The 18,640-nt window shown below is 63.9% G+C and carries 21 protein-coding genes; 6 read left to right on the plus strand and 15 right to left on the minus strand.

The annotated features are described in order from the left end of the window. Position 1: 1 nt before the first annotated feature. Complete coding sequence (locus SGR02S_RS02745; RefSeq protein ID WP_067105486.1) at positions 2-220, minus strand: hypothetical protein; 219 nt, start codon at positions 218-220, stop codon at positions 2-4. Positions 221-331: 111 nt separating this feature from the next. Between SGR02S_RS02745 and SGR02S_RS02750 the strand changes: the two genes are divergently transcribed. The 6 genes from SGR02S_RS02750 to SGR02S_RS19915 all read left to right on the plus strand — a co-directional run bounded on the left by SGR02S_RS02750 (position 332) and on the right by SGR02S_RS19915 (position 5,705). Further along, entirely contained in the window at positions 332-1,162 is an 831-nt protein-coding gene (locus tag SGR02S_RS02750; RefSeq protein WP_067105487.1) for an SDR family oxidoreductase, read from the plus strand. 348 nt (positions 1,163-1,510) lie between these two features. Continuing rightward, positions 1,511-1,756, plus strand: coding sequence for a hypothetical protein (locus SGR02S_RS02755; protein ID WP_067105488.1), 246 nt, complete (start codon positions 1,511-1,513; stop codon positions 1,754-1,756). Position 1,757: 1 nt separating this feature from the next. Then, entirely contained in the window at positions 1,758-1,892 is a 135-nt protein-coding gene (locus SGR02S_RS20525; protein WP_255211373.1) for a hypothetical protein, read from the plus strand. A 141-nt stretch (positions 1,893-2,033) separates the two neighbouring features. Beyond that, positions 2,034-4,217 carry a glycosyltransferase family 4 protein gene (locus SGR02S_RS02760; RefSeq protein ID WP_255211374.1) on the plus strand — a complete coding sequence of 728 codons (2,184 nt, stop codon included), beginning with the start codon at positions 2,034-2,036 and terminating at the stop codon, positions 4,215-4,217. Next, positions 4,210-5,511, plus strand: coding sequence for a glycoside hydrolase family 130 protein (locus SGR02S_RS02765; RefSeq protein WP_067105490.1), 1,302 nt, complete (start codon positions 4,210-4,212; stop codon positions 5,509-5,511). Before SGR02S_RS02760 ends, SGR02S_RS02765 begins: the two co-directional genes overlap by 8 nt. A gap of 11 nt (positions 5,512-5,522) precedes the next feature. Continuing rightward, entirely contained in the window at positions 5,523-5,705 is a 183-nt protein-coding gene (locus SGR02S_RS19915) for a hypothetical protein (protein WP_156482938.1), read from the plus strand. A gap of 120 nt (positions 5,706-5,825) precedes the next feature. Here SGR02S_RS19915 and SGR02S_RS19920 read toward each other — a convergent pair whose 3' ends face one another. The 14 genes from SGR02S_RS19920 to trbJ all read right to left on the minus strand — a co-directional run bounded on the left by SGR02S_RS19920 (position 5,826) and on the right by trbJ (position 18,639). After that, complete coding sequence (locus SGR02S_RS19920) at positions 5,826-6,002, minus strand: hypothetical protein (RefSeq protein ID WP_156482939.1); 177 nt, start codon at positions 6,000-6,002, stop codon at positions 5,826-5,828. 126 nt (positions 6,003-6,128) lie between these two features. Continuing rightward, positions 6,129-6,281 (minus strand): hypothetical protein, encoded by a 153-nt coding sequence (locus SGR02S_RS19925; protein WP_156482940.1) that lies wholly within the window; start codon positions 6,279-6,281, stop codon positions 6,129-6,131. Positions 6,282-6,723: 442 nt separating this feature from the next. Next, entirely contained in the window at positions 6,724-8,589 is a 1,866-nt protein-coding gene (locus SGR02S_RS02770) for a cation:proton antiporter domain-containing protein (RefSeq protein ID WP_369691224.1), read from the minus strand. 157 nt (positions 8,590-8,746) lie between these two features. Next, on the minus strand, positions 8,747-9,979 hold the full coding sequence (locus SGR02S_RS02775; protein ID WP_067105492.1) for an NAD(P)/FAD-dependent oxidoreductase: 1,233 nt from the start codon (positions 9,977-9,979) through the stop codon (positions 8,747-8,749). A gap of 12 nt (positions 9,980-9,991) precedes the next feature. Next, positions 9,992-12,139, minus strand: a complete 2,148-nt coding sequence (locus SGR02S_RS02780; protein WP_156482941.1) for a catalase — start codon at positions 12,137-12,139, stop codon at positions 9,992-9,994. Between the two features lie 115 nt (positions 12,140-12,254). After that, complete coding sequence (locus SGR02S_RS02785; RefSeq protein ID WP_067105493.1) at positions 12,255-12,479, minus strand: hypothetical protein; 225 nt, start codon at positions 12,477-12,479, stop codon at positions 12,255-12,257. Then, the gene (locus SGR02S_RS02790; RefSeq protein ID WP_156482942.1) at positions 12,476-12,763 is read right to left on the minus strand and encodes a hypothetical protein; all 288 of its coding nucleotides are present in this window, start codon (positions 12,761-12,763) and stop codon (positions 12,476-12,478) included. The genes SGR02S_RS02785 and SGR02S_RS02790 overlap by 4 nt, the downstream gene beginning before the upstream one ends. A 451-nt stretch (positions 12,764-13,214) precedes the next feature. After that, positions 13,215-13,436 carry a helix-turn-helix domain-containing protein gene (locus SGR02S_RS02795; protein WP_082737238.1) on the minus strand — a complete coding sequence of 74 codons (222 nt, stop codon included), beginning with the start codon at positions 13,434-13,436 and terminating at the stop codon, positions 13,215-13,217. After that, on the minus strand, positions 13,433-13,648 hold the full coding sequence (locus SGR02S_RS02800; RefSeq protein WP_067105495.1) for a DUF2274 domain-containing protein: 216 nt from the start codon (positions 13,646-13,648) through the stop codon (positions 13,433-13,435). The genes SGR02S_RS02795 and SGR02S_RS02800 overlap by 4 nt, the downstream gene beginning before the upstream one ends. After that, positions 13,641-14,858 carry a TraB/TrbI/VirB10 family type IV secretion system protein gene (locus tag SGR02S_RS02805; RefSeq protein WP_067105496.1) on the minus strand — a complete coding sequence of 406 codons (1,218 nt, stop codon included), beginning with the start codon at positions 14,856-14,858 and terminating at the stop codon, positions 13,641-13,643. The genes SGR02S_RS02800 and SGR02S_RS02805 overlap by 8 nt, the downstream gene beginning before the upstream one ends. After that, positions 14,855-15,673 (minus strand): P-type conjugative transfer protein TrbG, encoded by an 819-nt coding sequence (gene trbG, locus SGR02S_RS02810; protein WP_067105497.1) that lies wholly within the window; start codon positions 15,671-15,673, stop codon positions 14,855-14,857. Before trbG ends, SGR02S_RS02805 begins: the two co-directional genes overlap by 4 nt. Beyond that, entirely contained in the window at positions 15,670-16,473 is an 804-nt protein-coding gene (trbF, locus tag SGR02S_RS02815; RefSeq protein WP_067105498.1) for a conjugal transfer protein TrbF, read from the minus strand. Before trbF ends, trbG begins: the two co-directional genes overlap by 4 nt. Before the next feature lie 3 nt (positions 16,474-16,476). Continuing rightward, on the minus strand, positions 16,477-17,778 hold the full coding sequence (gene trbL, locus SGR02S_RS02820) for a P-type conjugative transfer protein TrbL (RefSeq protein ID WP_067105499.1): 1,302 nt from the start codon (positions 17,776-17,778) through the stop codon (positions 16,477-16,479). Between the two features lie 126 nt (positions 17,779-17,904). Further along, the gene (trbJ, locus tag SGR02S_RS02825; RefSeq protein ID WP_067105500.1) at positions 17,905-18,639 is read right to left on the minus strand and encodes a P-type conjugative transfer protein TrbJ; all 735 of its coding nucleotides are present in this window, start codon (positions 18,637-18,639) and stop codon (positions 17,905-17,907) included. Position 18,640: the final 1 nt, after the last annotated feature.

Here is an 18,640-nt window from a genome sequence, read left to right on the forward strand (position 1 = left end):
CCTAAAGCTTGCCGGTACCGAGCCACCTCACCTTCGCCGGGTCGCGGTGATCGAAGAAGCTGCTGGCCTTCCGATCGAGGGTCGCGATCCTGGCGAGATCCTCGTCGTCGAGCTGGAAGTCGAGGATCGCGAAATTCTCGACCATGCGTTCCTGGCGCACAGACTTGGGGATCGCAACGATACCGCGGTGGTTCGCTGCGAAACGGGTCAGCGCGACCATCTGGCCTTGTAAAGAGCGGTTGTTCGCACCACCTACGGGGGTATCGCCAGCCTCATTTTTGCATGTTGGCGACCGAGAGACTTTCGCGCTCCCGCACGCGGGAGACGGAATATGGATTTCGATCAACTTCTCTATCATCATCAGATGGCCTTGATTGCCGTAAGCCGGGCGCGGCGCGACGGACATCCTCCGTCCAGCTTCGATCTGTCCGACTCTTATGCCAGGCGGATCGCCGAATATCGCGACCGGCGCGGTCTCGACGACGGGCCTGCCGACAAAAGGCGGCCCGGTTCCGCCCGCCTCAAAGCCGACCCGACAACCTCGGAGCAGGCTGCCGGATATGCGGATTTCCTCGGCGACACATTCATTGCCGAGCTTCTCATTCATAAGGCGCTCAGCATGACGCCCCAAGAACGCAGCGCCTCCGCACTCGAAGATATAGTCGATCGACTGGCCGAGATAGAAGAAGCGCGCTGGGTCATCGGCCGCGATATCTATCGGTCGCTCGGATACGATGAAATGGCGCTCGCAGCGCTTGCCGACAATATATCGATGGACGACGGTGGGAGCAGCAGCGCCGTCAATCCCGGCTCTGCATGGCCATCGACGGACAAGGACATCGCGCGCGGCCATACCGGGCAATTGCCCTTGGAGACTTGGCGAAACGTCAACATCCATGATGAACGCGCCGAACTCCTCCGCCAGCGGATTCGGGAGCGCAGCTTGAGCGAACAAGCCGATGCGCCTGATCGCGAACAGGTCATTTCAAGGGCGATGCTCGACGCGGAATATCGCTACGGCAATGCTTCGGAACAATTTGCCGTCGACGAGGAAGCCGGGGCGGTTCGCCTTGGCGATCGCGGGGCCGCCCATATCTGGCAAATCGTCGGCGAGCGCCTTCATACGCTCCATGACATAGGCAGGCCGCCCAGGCAGGACTAATGAATTGATCGCGCGCGGCGCAACGCTGCGGAAACGACAAGCCAATAGCGAACGGGCTCGATACGAATGCGGTCGATTGCCCCCGGCGAGGCGTGCGGCCGACTGCGTTCGCAACCGCGCGCAAATCCTCCAAAATCAACAGATCATAGCCATTGCCGTCAGGTTGGTGTCGCTCTGCCCGGGAAGTGTTGGCCGCAATGATAAACATATAGGCATTCGAATTGCCCCGAATTCGTGGGGTGGTTTGCGCGATCCGTGGTATAAGGCCCTCATCACCTGAATTTTGAACAAGCTCCATGTGACAGAGGGACAAAAATTGTGCTCTCGCTTGATGCAGGAGCACGCACCATGTGCCTCAATCAGCTACTCGAAGACGAACAGATCGCGCTGATGCGCTATTCCGCCGCGACCAAACCCTCGGAGGTCATGCGATATCGGCGCAAGATCGAAAGCCTCGGTCAGTGCTTCAAATCCTTCCCCTACCGTCACCGTCCCTATCTTTCTCCGAATGTCCGGAGCGGAGCGATCGCTTCGGCCCGCCCGCGGCGTTCGGACGAATTCTCGTATCGTATGATCGAACGGAAGGACGTCTGACATGGCAAAATCGCAAAAGCGCAGCAATCGCGAGATCCGCAAGCCCAAGGCAGCAAAACCCAAAGCACTCACTGCCCTTGCCGCCCAAGAGGCGTCTGCGGTGAAAATGACCGCCAAACCGAAAGGCAAGCACTGAGATGGCCTGCACACGCCGGCGCTGCGGATCGCGTTCGTCGGCAATGCCCTCCCGCGCCGCTGCGGCATAGCCACCTTCACGACCGACCTCGAACTCGCGGTCGGCGCGCTCGGCGAGGTTGCGGATACGGCCATTGTCGCGATGATCGAGCCGGGCGGCGACCACGAATTTCCGCCAGCCGTCCGCAAGACAATCCGGCAGGGCCAGGTGGCCGACTATCGCGCCGCCGCCGATTTCATCAATCGCGAGGCGTTCGATCTCGTCTGCCTCCAGCATGAGTTCGGCATCTTCGGCGGCGAGGCAGGCGCGCTGATTCTCGGCCTCGTAGCGAGGCTCGATGCGCCGCTCGTCACCACCTTGCACACGGTTCTCGATCGGCCGACCACGGCGCAGCGCCGCGTCATGAAGGATATCGTTACCGCATCGGCGCGGGTGGTCGTCATGGCCGACAAGGCCCGCGACATGCTGATCAATGTCTATGGCGCCGATCGGGGGAAGATTGACGTTATCGCCCACGGCATTCCCGATGTTCCGCTCGCCTCGGCGCGAGCCGCCAAGGAGCGGTTGGGGTTTATCGATCGCAAGGTGATCCTGACATTCGGGCTGATGAGCCCGAACAAAGGTATCGAGACGATGATCGAGGCCATGCCCGAGATTGTCCGGCGCACGCCCGATGTCCTCTATGTGGTGATGGGCGCCACCCACCCCGCCTTGCTGGCCCGTGAGGGCGAGCGTTATCGCGACACGCTGACGGCGCGGGTACGCGAGCTTGGCCTCGATGACCATGTCGCGTTCATCAACCGTTTCGTCGACCGCCCCGAACTGCTCGACCATATCGCGATGTGCGATGTCTATGCGACGCCCTATCTGGCGGCGGCGCAAATGACGTCGGGAACGCTCGCCTATTCGCATGGTCTGGGGCGTCCGGTCGTTTCCACGCCCTATTGGCACGCCGCCGAGTTGCTCGCCGACGGGTCGGGCGTCCTGATCCCGTTCGACAATCCGGCAGGCTTCGGCCCGGCGATTTCCGATCTGCTGGGCAACGACACCGAACGTCTGGCGATGGGGCGCAAGGCCTATGCGGCGAGCCGCCCCATGATCTGGGCCAATTCGGCGCGGCGCTATGCCGCGAGCTTTCGCAAGGCTTGCCGTGAGCGCAGGCTCGCGTCCGGCGGCCAGGCGGGGATGCCCGAACCCGGGCCAGTCCGCCTGCGGACGAACGTCCAACCCGACCTCCCACCGATCTCGCTCGACCATCTCGCCGCGATGTCCGACGACACGGGGATATTCCAGCATGCCGTTCACGCAATCGCCGACCGCAGTCATGGATATTGCATCGACGACAATGCACGGGCGCTGCTCCTGTGCTGCGGTCTCGCCGGCGGCCCCGATGCGCCGCTGGCGCGCCGGCTGTCATCCACATTCGCGGCCTTCATCCAGCACGGCTGGAATCCGGGCAATCGGCGTTTTCGCAATTTCATGGGCTTCGACCGGCGATGGCTGGAAGATGCGGGCTCGGAGGACAGTCACGGGCGGACGCTCTGGGCGCTGGGCGCCTATAGTGCGCGTGCCTGCTCCCTTGGCCATGCGCGCTGGGCAAAAGAGCTGTTCAGCGAGGCGCTGGCCGACGTCGAGGCCTTCACCTCACCGCGGTCCTGGGCGTTCACCTTGCTCGGCCTCGCATCCTATTGCGCGGTTTATGCCGAAGATCATGCCGCCGCGCGCCTGCGTGCCGAACTCGCCGGCCGCCTCGAAAGGTTGCTGGGCGAACAGGAAGGTCCCGAATGGACATGGTTCGAAAATGGCCTCAGCTATGACAACGCCCGGCTGCCGCAAGCGCTGATCGTCACGGGCGCCGCAGCGCTCTCGGCGACCATGGTCGAAGCGGGATTGCGAAGTCTGCGCTGGTTGGTGGCGATGCAGACGGCGCCCGAAGGTCATTTCCGGCCCGTCGGCTCGCATGGCTTCCTGATGACCTCGCGCAATAGTCCCGAACCGTTCGATCAACAGCCGCTGGAGGCTTGCGCGACGATCGCGGCCTGTATCGCGGCGAAAGGCGTCGATCCAGACTCTTCGTGGCGTGCGGAAGCCGAGCGCGCCTTCGCATGGTTTCTTGGCGCGAACGATCTCGGCATCAAGCTGGCTGACCTCGCGACGGGCAGTTGCCGCGACGGCCTCCACCCGGACCGCGCGAACGAGAACCGGGGGGCGGAAGCGGTGCTATCCTTCCTGCTCGCGCTGGCCGATATGCAGCGCCTGAGAGCGGCGGACCGGCGGGCGCCGTCACAGCCGAGCCCATCCACACACGAAGCCATCAATGCCTGACGGGGCTCCGCCATCCGCGCCCTTCTTCAACCGGCAGGCGCTTCACTTGCGGCCCGACCCGTCGCGCGTCGTCGTCCGGCCGTTCCGGCCGGCGGTCGAACCCCGAGACCTGCATCCCGTCGACAAGACCCGCGCCAATCACATCGTCGACCGCGTCCTCGCAATGACCGCGGACGAGACCGACGCGCTGCTTGCCGAAACGCTGCGAAACTTCGACGACCGGCACCGCAACCTCCCCGCAATATTCGAACGGCGCGCCGCGGAAATGGAGGATGCCTTCACAGCTCACAAGAGCTTCTCGCAGGCGCAGCGTCAGCTCGTCGGCGCCTACTTTCTTCATGAGTACAGCTTCGAAGCAGCCGCGCTGTTCAATCCCAGCATCGTGCCGCACCCCGACCAGTCGGGAGTCGCCGCAGGATGCCGCCGCTTCATCCTTAGCCTGCGCGCGGTCGGCGAAGGCCACATCTCTTCCCTGACGTTCCGGTCGGGAATATTGGCCGCCGACGGAACCGTTACCATCGACCCGCCCGCGCGGCTCGCCGCGACGCCCGTCGTGACCGCCCGTGTCGGCGATCGTCTGGAACTCGGCTTCGATCCCGCCAGCGACATCGCGGAGCGGGTGATCTTCCCCGTCACCGAGAGGCAGGCGAACGGGATCGAGGATGCCCGCTTCGTCGCCTTCCATGACGAAGGCCAGACCATCTATTATGCGACCTTCACCGCCTACAGCGGAAGCGGCATAAGGTCGGAGCTGATCGAAACCCGGGACTTCGTGACATTCCATCTGGCACCGCTCAAGGGCGCTGCGGCGCACAACAAGGGGATGGCGCTTTTTCCGCGAAAGATCGGCGGGCGCTATGCGATGATCGCGCGCCACGACAATGAGAGCCTGCACCTCATCCTGTCGGACGACCTCCACGAATGGGGCCTCGGCGAGGTGATCGTGAAGCCCAAATATCCTTGGGAGTTCGTCCAAATCGGCAATTGCGGCTCGCCCATCGAACTCGACGAAGGCTGGCTGCTCTTCACCCATGGCGTCGGCCCCGTACGCCATTATTCGATCGGCGCGGTTCTGCTCGACAAGGACGATCCCTCGCGCGTGCTCGGGCGCTCGCGCGTACCGCTCGTCCAGCCCGCGACCGCGGAGCGCCATGGCTATGTCCCGAACGTCGTCTATTCGTGCGGCGCCATCAAGGTCGGAGAGCGCATCCTGCTTCCCTATGCCATATCGGACGCCTTTTCGACCGTCGCCACGATCAGGATCACGACACTTCTCGACCAGCTCAAGGATTGAAAGGCTTCGACATGGACAAGACCCCGTCCGGCAACCACCGGTCATGCAAATGCGGCGGTATCGACGCCGCCGAGCGTGAAACACTGGATCGATACGGCATTACCCGCGTGCCCGCCGCGACCTATCTCCTGGACGGTTATCGCTACACCAGCCTTGCCGACGCGGTTGCACAGGCACGCCGTTCCCGCATGTGAAGGGAAATCGGATACTGTCGGCGAGCGGGAATGACTTGAAGCGCGGCAGGACACTTCCAAAACGAAACCGGGCCACGTATCGACACGCAGCCCGGCCTGGGGACGATCGGTTAGCTCGGACTAGCTGCTCTGCTTGCCCGGCTTTTCCGCTTCTCCACCCTGCTGAGGCCGCTTGTCGCGGTCCGGCTGGCCGGGCTGACGGCGGCCGCCGTCCTCCTGCTGGGGCTGGCGCTCGCCTTCCGACTTGCGGCCCGGCTGGCTGCCGGTCTGGTTCTGGTCGGGGTTGACCATGACCATTCTCCTCTCTTCAATTGCCCGGTAGTGGGCTTGGAGAAGACGCGCGGGATAGGGCATTGTTCCTGTTTATCATGCCGGGTCGCTAATAGAGCGATTCCGTCCGGTCGAGCGGCAGAGCCGATCGTCTCAGCCCCGCCGTCCGCTCGCCTGCCATACCAAGCCGGGTAGTTTGACCATCTCGCAACCGCAAACGGTGCAATGGCTGACGAAGCGCCCCCGATCCCAGTGGCTCGCCTTGAAATCGACGAGGTGACGGCCGAATAGATTGTGCAGTATCATGATCGCGTTCCTTTCGCTGGTTGTGCTCCGCCCTCATTGTCCCATTGCTCAAGGGCATGCTGGACAGAAGACGACGACACGACTTGAGGATGGGCTGTTTGCGGCGCCCCCGAGCAGGCGTCGTTTTCGCGCTCCCAGCTTTCGATTGCGCGCTCGAGGTCGTGTCGCCGGCGCCGCGACTGGTGAAACGCGTTTCCCATCGTTTGCGGAACATGTTCCAGCCCGTGATGGAGAAGCCGGTTCCACAACCGAATGATCCGGCCGAAAGATCGCGAGGGTTCGTGGATGGAAATCATCGAATAGACTCCCGCTGGGCAAGCGGGAGCTCGAGGTCTCTCAGTCACGGGAAGCTTGCGATCGAAATCGGGTGATGACACATCCTATCACAGACGGACATGATGCGGGCATCAATTCGCCACGCAGAATGGGCCTGCGCACCGGATCAGCCTGCATCCTCGTCATCCCCCCGGCGCTGGCGCAGTTCTGGCGCTTCGCGAGGCGGTATGTCGGGCCGGCGCTCGAACGCGCCGCCTTCCCCGGATATGCGCTCCTTCTGAACGATGGCCGCTACGCGCTTCTTCGAAATGCCGAGGCTGCGCAGCGCATAGCCGGCGAGGCCGAACGACAGCTCGCGCGCGCCCATGATCGCGAGGCCGACGCCCTGACCTTCGAGATGGGCGACCTCGGCTTCGCTGTGGGTCCGGATCGCGGTGTCGATTTCGGGATTGAGCTCGCGCGCGATCTCGATGATGCGCCGTGTCTGAAAGCCATCCGGCGTCGCGATCACGAGCAGCCGCGCCTGGGCGATATCCGCCGCCTCGAGAATACCCGGGGTCGATGCTTCGCCATAGATGGCCGTAATGCCGCGCTCGCGCAGCGCCTCGACGCGGCGTCGATCCTTGTCGACGAGGATAACGGGAAGACCTTCGCTCTTGAGCATCCTACCGACCACGCGCCCGACCCGGCCGTAGCCGACAACGACCGCGTGATGGCGAAAGCTGCTGTGCTTCGCGTCGGGCAGACGGGAAAGGCTCTCATCGCCTCCCCGCTCCAGCAATGCCAACAGCCGCGGTCGTCGTCGCAGCCATCTCTCGAAGCCGTCGAAAGCGATGAAGACGAGCGGATTGAGCGTAATCGACAGCAGCGCGCCGGCGAGGACCAAGTCCCTCGCTTCCGCCTCGACCAGCCCCAAGGTGACGCCCAGGCCGATCAGGATGAAGGAGAACTCGCCGATCTGCGCCAGGCTCGCCGAGACGGTCAGCGCCGTCCGCGCCGGATAGCCGAAGGCCAGCACGATCCCAAACGCCGCAACCGACTTGCCGGCCAGAATGATCGCCAGCACTGCCAGAACGGCGGACGGTTCACGGACCAGGATGCCCGGATCGAACAGCATCCCGACCGAGACGAAGAACAGGACGGCAAAAGCATCCTGCAACGGCAGCGAGTCCGCGGCCGCCCGATGACTGAAATCGCTTTCGCTGAGGATCACGCCAGCAAAGAAGGCGCCGAGTGCGAAGGACACGCCGAACAGGGCGGCCGAGCCGAAAGCGATACCGAGCGCGGTCGCGAGAACCGACAGAGTGAACAATTCGCGCGAGCCCGTTCGAGCGACACGTTCCAATATCCAGGGCGCGGCGCGCGTTCCGACGATCAGGACAAGCGCAAGGAACAGCGCAACCTTTCCGAGCGTGACAAGCAAGACGAGCGCGATATCGCCCGCGCCGCCCGAAGCTCCTTCCCCTCCCAGCGCGCGCCCTAACGCCGGCAGCAACACAAGGGCCAGCACCATGACGAGATCCTCGACGATCAGCCAACCCACGGCGATCCGGCCGTTGATCGAATCGAGCGTATTGCGCTGCTCGAGCGCGCGCAGCAGCACGACGGTCGACGCGACCGACAGGGCAAGACCGAAAACCAGGCCCGCCCCGGTGGTCCAGCCCCAGAGATGCGCCAGGCCCGCCCCGAGCAGGGCCGCAACCACGATCTGGACGAGCGCGCCGGGGATGGCGATCCTGCGGACAGCGACCAAATCCTTGATCGAGAAATGCAGCCCGACACCGAACATCAGCAGGATCACGCCGATCTCCGCGAGCTGGTTCGCCAGCGCAGCATCGCCGACGAAGCCGGGAGTGAAGGGGCCGACCGCCACGCCTGCGAGCAGATAGCCGACGAGCGGCGGCAGCTTCAGCCTGCTGGCAATGAATCCGCCGATGAAAGCGAGGACCAGTCCCATAACGAGCATGGCGAGAAGGCTGGTGTCATGGGGCAATAGCGATCCTTTCGGAAAGAGCCGCCATGCCGGCGGCACTCGGTATGATGGAGCGCCGATGGGTAAAGCGGCCGCGCTATCGGTGGCGGTGAAGGATCGACCCTACACCAGCGACGGCGCCAAGACCATGCTGCTCATCGGAAGCAGGAAAAGACACTGACAGGTGCGATGGCGCGACTGCGTTGCGCGGACCCGCCTAGAATTTTCGATGGAAGCTGACGAGGTCCGCGTCGGGATCGCCATAGCCGCAGATCAGCCCGCGCAGCATCTGCGCCGCCATCATCGAGAAGGTGATGCCATTCCCGCCATAACCCATGGCTGCATAGCAGTTGGGCATGCGCGGGATGCGGCCGATCGTCGGGGTGCCGACAGGGCTGTCGCCGAAGCTGCCGGCCCAGCCATGGACCGGAGTCGCGTCGATTTCCGGCAGCAGCGCGGCGAGCTTGCGCGACAGGGTTCTGATCTTGCCGGGAAGCTTCGCGTCGCGTTCGCCCGCGTCCGCGATTTCCTCATCCTCGCCGCCGCATATGACCTCGCCGCGCGGGGTGGTGCGGATGTAGAGATAGGGGTCGGCGGCTTCCCAGATCATCGCGGCCGTCGACCAGATGGCGCGGGGCTGAGGGCGGGTCGCGATCGACCAGCTCGATATGATCCTGTTTCCCTTGCGCGGGATGCCCTTCATCATCTCGTAGCCCGTCGCCATGACCACATGGCGCGCACGGATCTCGGGACCGCGCGCGCTGTGAAGCGTCACGCCGTCTTCGCGCGCGTCGATGTCGCAGATATCGACCGGCGAATAGAGCCGGGCGCCGCGCGCGATGGCGGCGTTCAGATAGCCAAGGGTCATCCGGCGCGGGTCGGCGGAATAATTGCCGAAACCGATCAGCGCATGGCGTCCCTTGATCCCGTAGCGCTCCAACACCGCGGCGGGTTTGAGAAGCTCGACCTCGAAACCCGCGCGCCGGCGGGCGTCGGCTTCGCGCGCCAGGCCGTCGGCGTCGAGGACATTGCCGTCGAGATAGATGGAACCGCGCGTCGCGCCGTCGACGGCGAGGCCCAGCCGCTCGGTCCGCTCGCGCAGCGCATCGACCGCCTGGCGCGAGCGGCGCCAGATGCGCTCGGCCTTCTCGCGCCCGATCCGCTCCGCCATCAGCGAGAGCGGCGTGTCGAGTTCATATTGCAGCATCGCCGTCGATGCCGCAGTCGACCCTTCGGCGGGGCCGCGACGATCGACGATGACGGTCGTGAGCCCTGCTTCTGACAGCGCCTCCGCGATCAACGCGCCCGATACGCCGGCACCGACGACGATTGCATCGCACGCGATATCGCGCGTCAAAGGCCTTGACGAGATCGCCGGACGACGCCGCGCCGACCAGATCGACCGGCCGGTGCGGAGATCGCGGTGATGGGTCGCGGACGCGGCCGCCATCAACGTAGGCGATCAGGCAAGATCGCGCACCCTGGCTTCGCGCGCCCAGTGGCGCCGCGTGCCGACATCGGCGAAGGCGTCGATCGCAACGACGCCGCCGTCCTTTTCGACGCCCGCCTTGTCGAGCAATATCTGGGTCGCGTCGTCATGCGCGATGGTCTTGCAATGGCCATAGGCGTCCATGAACCACTGCACCGCCGCACCCTGCACCGAAAGCGCCTTGGCCTGTTCTTCTGTCAGGATCGAGGCGACCGCGTCGAACAGCACCGAAGGCGATCCGGCGAGTTGGCCATCGGCCTTGAGCGTGCCGCCCTTGACCTTGATCCCGCCGACCTTGGGCGCGACCAGGAACGGGGTACCGCCGGTGCCTTCGATATCGGCTTTCAGCTTGTCAATCGCCATCTTGTCCGACCCTTCGGCAAAGAGGATCGCGACCTTGCGGCCCTCCATCGTGTCATCGGCATTCTTCTGAATCGACAGCGCATCGGAGGGTTTGAGATCGACCGGCGCTCGCGCAGCCCTTTCCTTGGGCGGCAGGTCGATCGCGAGGCCCGCGGCAACGCGCTTCGCCAGATCCTCGTCGATGTTGCGAAGCTGGCCGACGACACGCGCGCGGACGTGATCGAGCGTGACCTTTGACAGTTCGAAGACCAGCGCCGAGGCGATATGCGCCTGCTCATTCGCGGTCTGCGACAGGTAGAAGAGCCGCGCCTGGCTGAAATGATCCGCGAATAGCTCGGCACGGATACGGAGCTTTTGCGCGGGATCGTTGCGCTCGTCGTTGGCGCTGAAGGTCGTGAAGCCCGCCTCCGCACTCTCCCGCGGACCGCCATTCTCACCCGCTTCGGCGAGGCTGTTGGGTTCGTAATTGGCGCGCCCGGTCGGCACGAGCGTCTGCATCATCCCGTCGCGCTGGAAATTGTGGAAGGGGCATTTGGGCGCATTGATAGGAATCTGGTGGAAATTGGTCGTTCCTAGCCGCGACTTCTGCGTGTCGAGATAGGAGAAGAGCCGGCCCTGCAGCAGCGGGTCGTTGCTGAAATCGATGCCGGGGATGATGTTCGACGGCAGGAAGGCGGCTTGCTCGGTCTCGGCGAAGAAATTGTCGACGTTACGGTTGAGCGTCATGCGCCCGATAATCTCGACCGGGATATCGTCCTCGGGGATCAGCTTGGTTGCATCGAGCACGTCATAGGGCTGCTTGGCCGCGAACGCCTCGTCGAACACCTGCACGCCGAGATCCCACGCCGGGAAGTCGCCCGCTTCGATCGCCTCGAACAGGTCGCGGCGATGGAAATCGGGATCGGCGCCGGCGATCTTGACCGCTTCGTCCCATGTCGTCGACTGGATGCCGAGCACGGGCTTCCAGTGGAATTTGACGAATTTGCCCGCACCCTCATCGTTGACGAAGCGGAAGGTATGAACGCCGAAGCCTTCGATCATGCGGAAGCTGCGCGGGATCGCGCGGTCGGACATCGCCCACATGATCATGTGCATCGATTCGGGCATCAGGCCGATGAAGTCCCAGAAGGTGTCGTGTGCGCTCGCCGCCTGCGGATAACCGCGGTCGGCCTCCATCTTCACGCTGTGGACGAGATCTGGGAACTTCATCGCGTCCTGGATGAAGAAGACCGGGATATTGTTGCCGACCAGATCCCAATTACCGGTTTCGGTGTAGAGCTTGACCGCAAAGCCGCGCACGTCACGCGGCGTGTCGACCGATCCGGCGCCGCCGGCGACGGTCGAGAAGCGAACGAAAACCGGACAACTCGCCCCTTCCTTCTGGAAGATCGACGCCTTGGTCAGTTCGGGAATCGCCCTGGTGCATTCGAACACGCCGTGCGCGCCCGACCCGCGCGCATGGACGATGCGTTCGGGAATGCGCTCATGGTCGAAATGGAAGATTTTCTCGCGGAGGGCGAAATCCTCGAGCAAGGTCGGCCCGCGTGCGCCGGCGCGAAGCGAATTCTGATTGTCGGAGATACGGTGACCGAAATTATCGGTGAGATAAGCCGCCGCATCGGCGACTCCATCTCCGACTTGCTGATGCAGTTCATCGCCATCGCCTCTGCTGTCAATCGGCGCCGGCTGGCCCTCTCCCGGTTGGTGGTCACGAAGTGCATGGTCTGCGGCGGGTGACGGCACGGGCTTCTTCGCCATGATCGGATCCTTCGGTCAGCGGGGATAAGGTCTCAACCCGCGGCTTCCCCCTAAGTTTCGTCGCGCCCGCTTTCTTCTGATCGAGCTAGGCCGCCTCCGGCGCCATTGCATGCCATCAACCGGTCGGGGATGGCCTATAGAAGCGGAATCGATCGACCGCGCCTTCGATCAGGTGGCCAGCGAGTCTGAGGCGGATTTCGTCGGCGCCGCTACTGGTCGTGCAGACCAAGCGCGTGCCGCCTGACGGCAACCGCTCGATCGCACTGATAGCCACTCCCGACGCACGGCAGATTTCCCTGACATCGGCCTCAGGCAACGCGAGGTTGATCGCGCGGCTCACGTCGATTCCGGCACGGAAGCACCAGAGCGGATGATCTCCGCGACCTGCACATAGCCCTCCGGGCTGGCGGTTGCGATGGCGAGCGGCCTTCCGCCAAGCACGACATTTTCTCCATTGAGAAAGGCGATGGCAGGTTCGCGTCCGCCCATCACCAGATAGGCAAGCTGGCTGATGTCACCCTGACGCCGGGCATGATCGAGGGAGAGCGGGCTTCGATATTTGTGGAAATGGCGCACGGGGCGAGACGATGCGACGGTTCTTTCGGCGGTGTCGGGGCGATTCATGGCGTGGCTCCTCTGCGTAAGCGGGAGCACAGGCTCTCAGCCGCGGCGGCTTACAAAAAGGAGGGCCGCGATAGATGCTATATGGGTTTGTACACACGGATTGTAAGGACGAAAATCCAAGGGCCGCGGTCCGCGACATTTCGCCCCTAGCCGTGCCTGTCCTTCGTCGAAGCAGGGAGCCGCATCACCTTCCTAAGATGATGTTTATAATGAATATTATTTCCAATCGGCCGAGACATACCCTCGCTGACACCCTCACGCGACTATAACGAAAAATGGGAATCGAATAGAGGGTCGAACTTCGCGAAAATGGGAATCGAAAAAGTTCGGTGGCGGGCCTGCCGGTCCATTACCCTGCATCTGACGAAAAACGGAGAATTGCAGGGTAAATTGCCTATAGACAGGCGCAAGGGATTTTGCCGGCCATCCCCTGCGGCTCGCTCGCGGCGCCCTAGCTTTTCTCGAACAGGCGCTTGAGGCTGGCGTATCGAATGAAGGTCGATCGACCGACTTTTACAGTTTCTAGCTCTCCGGCCTTGATGAGTTCGTAGAGCGTCGACCGTCCGATGCCAGTGAGTTTAACCGCGGCGGATATGCGGACGCTGATCGGTTCGATATGGTGGCGGTCCTCGGACGCAACTTGCGGCCCTTGCCTGCTCTGCATCTTGCTCATGGCTTCCGCCTCCCTCGGTGAAAGCGGCGATCGGTTTCGATGAAAGCCGTAAGCATTGCAGGAATAAGGTCCGGCACGGATTCACGCCTGCCGTATGCCGCTTCGTAAGCGTCGGCATAAGCGTTCAATGCCTCGAACAAACCCGGCATGGCGTTGAACGTGATTCTCTTCGGCGTTCGCTCCGGCAGCTTCGGCAATTTCAGGTCAGCCATTTCCGCCTCCCCACGGCCGCCCGACGACAATATCCTTGTGGACGATGACACGCAGCGGCCAGCCGGGCCGGACGCGCATAGTCGGCTGGATATTGAGATTGCGGGTGACGAGCTGGTCGCCCGCGCGCGCGCCGCTCTGCTGCGCGGACTCGCGGATCGCTCGAACAAGGTCGCTCTCGCTGCTGCCAAAACTCAATTCCGAGCCGACACCAAGCAGCGTCGAGAGCGCGACGCCCTTCAATAGCTGCCATGTGTGCCGGTCGATCTTGTCGGCGAGGCCCGCATAGCCCTGCGTGTCGGTCGCGGGAACATTGTCGATGCGGATTGACGAACCATCGGGAAGGATGATGCGCTGCCAGACCACCAGCGCGCGGCTTTGGCCGAACGCGACGACGCTATCGTAACTGCCGACCAGCCGCGAGCCTTGCGGGATAAGCAGGCTTTGGCCGGTCACGCTGTCATAGACATTTTCCGTGACCTGCGCCGTCACCAGCCCCGGCAAATCGGAAATAAGCCCGGTGATGAGGCTCGCCGCGATGACGCTGCCCGCCTGCACGGTCCAGGGTGAGACGGGCGCGGTCAGCCTGTGCGGGTTTACGTCGCCGCCCGCGTTCGCTTTGCCGATCATTGCGTTCTTGCGCTGCTGTCCGTTCGGATCGTCTGCGGCCTGCGGCGACGCTGGCAACTCGGGCGTCTGTTCTGCCGTGACCGCGACCGGGCGAGCAGATGCGGCGTTGCCGGCGACTTGCAGCATGACGCCGGACTCGCGGGCCGCGCGCTGTTCGGCCGCGATGCGCTGGCGTTCGGCTTCGGCCTCCTGCGCCGTGCGCCGCGCCGCCTCGTCCGCGGACTCGATCGGCGCCATCCCGATTTTGCGCTGATGGTCGAGGATCGGCTTGCCAAGGTCGCCGGGGAGCGGCGGCCCGAGTTGCGGCACGTCGCCATAGCTGACGGGAGCGCCCGCGAGTGCATCGGGCGGCGCCTTCGCGCCATGCAGCTTGTCGTCGGCGGGTGCGATGATGCCGATACTCGCAGGCTTCAACGCCAGCCATGTGACGCCGACAATCGCGGTCGATCCGACAGCGGCAATGGCGACGATCGCGCCGCGCCGAAAGCGGGTCACGCGACCCGGCGCGGCGCGAAGGGCGAGCGTTTCGGGGTCGGCCTTGGCCGGTGCGGTGCTGACGGGCGGGATAGCCGGGTCGATCATTTGCCTTTCCTCCGCTTCGGCTGCGCCGTCTCGATCCGCACGATCTGCTGCTTCTTGCCGCCAAGGCGCAACTCGGCCGCGCCGAACAGCCGATCGACGACATAGTAGCGGCCCGCGACCCGGTAGTTCACAAGTTGCGCCTCGCCGTCGTCCCCAATGACGAACAGCGGCGGCGCCTCGCCAACCGCAATGCTCGGCGAAAACTCGATAAAGGTCTGCCGCCCATCATCGAACGCGCGCAGCGGACGCCATGCAGGTTTGTCGCCGGAAATCGCATAGTGGAAATTGAGGCGATCGACCGCGAGGCCCGACGCGATCGGCGCGGCTGCTGCTGCCGCGTCCTGCTGGCGGCGCAGCGCGATCAGCTCGTCTTTCGGATAGGTCCACGACAGCGCCGCCATCGCGCCGGTCGATCGGCTTTCGAGTTCGATGTGATAGACGCGCCTGTCAGTCGTGATGACGAGATTCGAGCGAAGTCCTGCCGAATAGGGCTTCACGAAAATATGGGTGCGCTGCTCTGCGCCACTGCCGCTGGTCGTGTCGCCAACGGTCCAGCGCACGGTATCACCCGCGGCAACCGACGTGACCGCCTCGCCAGGCTGCAAAGCAATGTCGGTGATGCGCTCGGGGGCGGCATAGAGCCGATAGAGCGTCCCGTCGCTATAGGGATAGACCTGCACCGCGCCGACGAATCCGGCGTTCGACGGCTCGCGCAGCGCGGCCTTGTTGGCGGCGGCGACCTTTGCGGTCGGCTGGGCGGCGGCGGGAACGGCAAGCGCAAGGACGCTAACCGACAGGATGACGGCGCGGATCATGGTTCATTCCTTTCGGGGGTCTGCGGCGGTTCGGGGTCGATCGGCATATCGGCGGGCGGTTCCGGCGCGACCAATTCGTCCGGTCTCGGGAAGCGATCGAGCGGTTTCAGAACATCGGTGTCGAGTTCGCGGGACCAGTCGATCGCGTCGATATAAAGGCCGAGCGGGTTCTTGCGCAGCACCTCGGCCGAGCGTGGCGGCTGCACCTTCACGGTCAGCATCGCGGTCCAGCGCGAAGTGCCCGACAGGCTGCCGCGTTCATAAGCCTGCTCGGTCCATTTGACCTGAAAGCTACTATCCGATGCGCGGACCACGCTCGTCACCTGTACCGACACCGTGCGACGGCCTACATCCGCGAACGGATTATCGGCGCGGGCATATTCGCCAAGGAAGAGCGACGCGCGTTCGGTGGCGAAGTCGTATGCCGATAGCCAGTTCTCACGCATGAGCACCGGATCGAGCGAACGCGAGCGGACATTGACGATGAACTTGCCAAGGTGCCAGGCAATCTGCGGGTCGGTCGCCTGATACTCCGTGTCTGCCGGCGCGACCGCCTGCGCCTCACCGAGAGTGTCGACCTCGACGACATAGGGCACAACATGGCTCTGCATCGACTGCCAGATCAGCGCGGACGACAGGCCCGCGGTGAGCAGCAGCCCACCGAACGCCATCAGCCGCCAATTCTTCGCCTGAACGCGGGCGGCACCGATGCGCTCGTCCCATAGTTGTCCGGCGCGTTGATAGGGAGTTTCAGGTTCGGGCGTCTGCCCATAGCGCTGCACGGCTCGTTTGAATCTCATGACTTAATCCCTTTCCTTGATGTCCGGTGTGATCCCGGCGCCGCCACGATCGCCCGATTGAACGGCGTGGATCGCCATCTGACGGCGGTGACGGCTAGCCTGGGTGGCGTGGAGTTTTTGCGCCCATGCCGGCGGCGATGCGTCACCGGCGGCGCTGCCGCTGGCGGCGCTCGATGCACCGCTGGTTCCCGCGGCCCAGGCGGCTTGCTGACCGCGCGCGGCAGCAGCGCGAAGGCCGAGGGCATTGTGCATCCGGTTGGCGGCAGCCCCTTTGGCGGCGCTCGCCATGCCGCCGATACCGGCGCCGATGGTCGAGGTGCCGGACGTTTCCTGGCCCAGCTTGTAAGCCGTCGAAGCTGCGCTCCCCATCGCCGTTCCGGCGCGAAGCGCGCCGAGACCGGCGCCGGCAACGCCCCGCGTAGCGGCAACAGCGCCGGCTCCGCCCATCGCGAAGCCGCCTGCGGCCAATGCGGTTGTCGCGACGACGGAACCGGCGCCGAGCTGCGGGGCGCCCGCGACCAACCCGGACGCAATGCCGGGACCAAAGATAGCGAGGCCGAACAGGGCCAGGCTCGCGAGCATCAGCGATACCGCCTGCTCGATCGACACCTCCTCGCCGGCAATCGCGCCGGTGAAGTCGGCAAAATAGTTGGAACCGATACCGACGATGACCGCCAGCACCATCACCTTGATGCCGGACGAGACGACATTGCCCAGCACACGCTCGGCGAGGAAGGATGTGCGATTCCAGAGTGCGAAGGGAACCAGCACGAAGCCCGCGAGGCTCGTCAGCTTGAATTCCAAGATCGTGATGAAAAGCTGGATCGCGAGAATGAAGAAGGCCGCGATGACGATCACCCAGGCAATTACCAGCACCGCGATCTCGACGAAATTATTGAAGAAGTCGATCGGGCCGACGAGCTCTTTCGCTTGCACCAGAAGCGGAAAGGCGGCCTCGAATCCGGTTCCCGCGAGCCGGCCCGGCATCAGCAAATCCTGCGCGCCGATCGCGCTGCCGCCCGCGGTCAGTCCCAGTCCGGCGAAACTGCGGAAGATGATGTCGGTGAGGAGCGGAAAGCTGTTCAATATCAGCGCGAAGGCGCCGACATAGAGAATCTTCTTCAAAAACTTGCCGATGACGTCGTCCTCACCGCCAAGCGCCCAGAACAGCCCGGCGAGCGTGATATCGATGCCGATCAGGATCGTGGTCAGGAAACCGACATCGCCGCCGAGCAGCCCGAAACCGCTGTCGATATAGGCGATGAACGCCTGCATGAACTGGTCGATGACATTCAAATCCTGCACGCACGGGACTCCTTAAAGGCAATGGATTGGGGTCGCGGGAACCGCTGGCCGCGAGAGGGGGGAGCCATGCGGTCCCCGCGACGGGACGGCGCTCGCCGGGGAACAAGGGGCGCAGCGCCGCCCAAGCTATGGCTGCGGCGTGTAGGCCTTGCCGTCGCCGAGGAATCGGCTCGTGCGGACACGGGCCTCGCGCGCGCTCTGGCCGCGCCGCGCCGCTTCGAGCGATTCGGTTCGGAACTGCGCCGCCATCAGGTTCTGGAGCTGGAACTGCTGCTTGGTCGCGAGCGCGAGAAGCTGGTTTGTCGCCTGCTGTGCCTGCAAACTTCCTTCTGCGCCTTGGCTCTTGGCGACGATCGCCGCGAGGGTTTGCGCGTCATCGCGGACATTCTCGACGATACCGCTCTGAACCTGCATCGTCTGCCGGAACGCGGCCATTTCATTATCGAGCCGCTGTTTCGCGACCGCAATCCGCTGGTCCCGTTTCAGCGCGGTCCCGAAGCTGTCGGGAAACTGCTGCCGAAACCGCTCGTCGAGTTGGTCGACGCGGAAGTCGATGCCCTGCGCCTGCCCCATCAGCTTGTCGATCTCGCCGAGCTTCTGGCGGAGCTGGTCGAGCTGCGGGAAGTCGATGCGCGAGAGGTTCTTAGCCTGACCCGCAAGCATCTGGGCTTCGTTCTGAAGGCTCTGGATCTGATTGTTGATCTGTTGAAGCGTCCGCGCGGCCGTCAGCAGATTTTGCGTGTAGTTGGTGGGATCGAACACGCTGATCTGCGCGGAGGCCGGCGCGGTGGCGAGCGATGCCGCACCGATCGCGCCGACGATGCCGGTTCCGATCAAGGCGGCGATGACATATTTCTTCATC

This window comes from Sphingopyxis granuli NBRC 100800 (assembly GCF_001591045.1).
Taxonomy (GTDB): domain Bacteria; phylum Pseudomonadota; class Alphaproteobacteria; order Sphingomonadales; family Sphingomonadaceae; genus Sphingopyxis; species Sphingopyxis granuli.

Excerpts from the sequence above, each read along its gene's own strand:
- SGR02S_RS02745 (WP_067105486.1), bottom strand. The coding sequence starts at position 220 with ATGGTCGCGCTGACCCGTTTCGCAGCGAACCACCGCGGTATCGTTGCG.
- SGR02S_RS02750 (WP_067105487.1), top strand. The coding sequence starts at position 332 with ATGGATTTCGATCAACTTCTCTATCATCATCAGATGGCCTTGATTGCC.
- SGR02S_RS02755 (WP_067105488.1), top strand. The coding sequence starts at position 1,511 with ATGTGCCTCAATCAGCTACTCGAAGACGAACAGATCGCGCTGATGCGC.
- SGR02S_RS20525 (WP_255211373.1), top strand. The coding sequence starts at position 1,758 with ATGGCAAAATCGCAAAAGCGCAGCAATCGCGAGATCCGCAAGCCCAAG.
- SGR02S_RS02760 (WP_255211374.1), top strand. The coding sequence starts at position 2,034 with ATGATCGAGCCGGGCGGCGACCACGAATTTCCGCCAGCCGTCCGCAAG.
- SGR02S_RS02765 (WP_067105490.1), top strand. The coding sequence starts at position 4,210 with ATGCCTGACGGGGCTCCGCCATCCGCGCCCTTCTTCAACCGGCAGGCG.
- SGR02S_RS19915 (WP_156482938.1), top strand. The coding sequence starts at position 5,523 with ATGGACAAGACCCCGTCCGGCAACCACCGGTCATGCAAATGCGGCGGT.
- SGR02S_RS19920 (WP_156482939.1), bottom strand. The coding sequence starts at position 6,002 with ATGGTCATGGTCAACCCCGACCAGAACCAGACCGGCAGCCAGCCGGGC.
- SGR02S_RS19925 (WP_156482940.1), bottom strand. The coding sequence starts at position 6,281 with ATGATACTGCACAATCTATTCGGCCGTCACCTCGTCGATTTCAAGGCG.
- SGR02S_RS02775 (WP_067105492.1), bottom strand. The coding sequence starts at position 9,979 with ATGGCGGCCGCGTCCGCGACCCATCACCGCGATCTCCGCACCGGCCGG.
- SGR02S_RS02780 (WP_156482941.1), bottom strand. The coding sequence starts at position 12,139 with ATGGCGAAGAAGCCCGTGCCGTCACCCGCCGCAGACCATGCACTTCGT.
- SGR02S_RS02790 (WP_156482942.1), bottom strand. The coding sequence starts at position 12,763 with ATGAATCGCCCCGACACCGCCGAAAGAACCGTCGCATCGTCTCGCCCC.
- SGR02S_RS02795 (WP_082737238.1), bottom strand. The coding sequence starts at position 13,436 with ATGAGCAAGATGCAGAGCAGGCAAGGGCCGCAAGTTGCGTCCGAGGAC.
- SGR02S_RS02800 (WP_067105495.1), bottom strand. The coding sequence starts at position 13,648 with ATGGCTGACCTGAAATTGCCGAAGCTGCCGGAGCGAACGCCGAAGAGA.
- SGR02S_RS02805 (WP_067105496.1), bottom strand. The coding sequence starts at position 14,858 with ATGATCGACCCGGCTATCCCGCCCGTCAGCACCGCACCGGCCAAGGCC.
- trbG (WP_067105497.1), bottom strand. The coding sequence starts at position 15,673 with ATGATCCGCGCCGTCATCCTGTCGGTTAGCGTCCTTGCGCTTGCCGTT.
- trbF (WP_067105498.1), bottom strand. The coding sequence starts at position 16,473 with ATGAGATTCAAACGAGCCGTGCAGCGCTATGGGCAGACGCCCGAACCT.
- trbJ (WP_067105500.1), bottom strand. The coding sequence starts at position 18,639 with ATGAAGAAATATGTCATCGCCGCCTTGATCGGAACCGGCATCGTCGGC.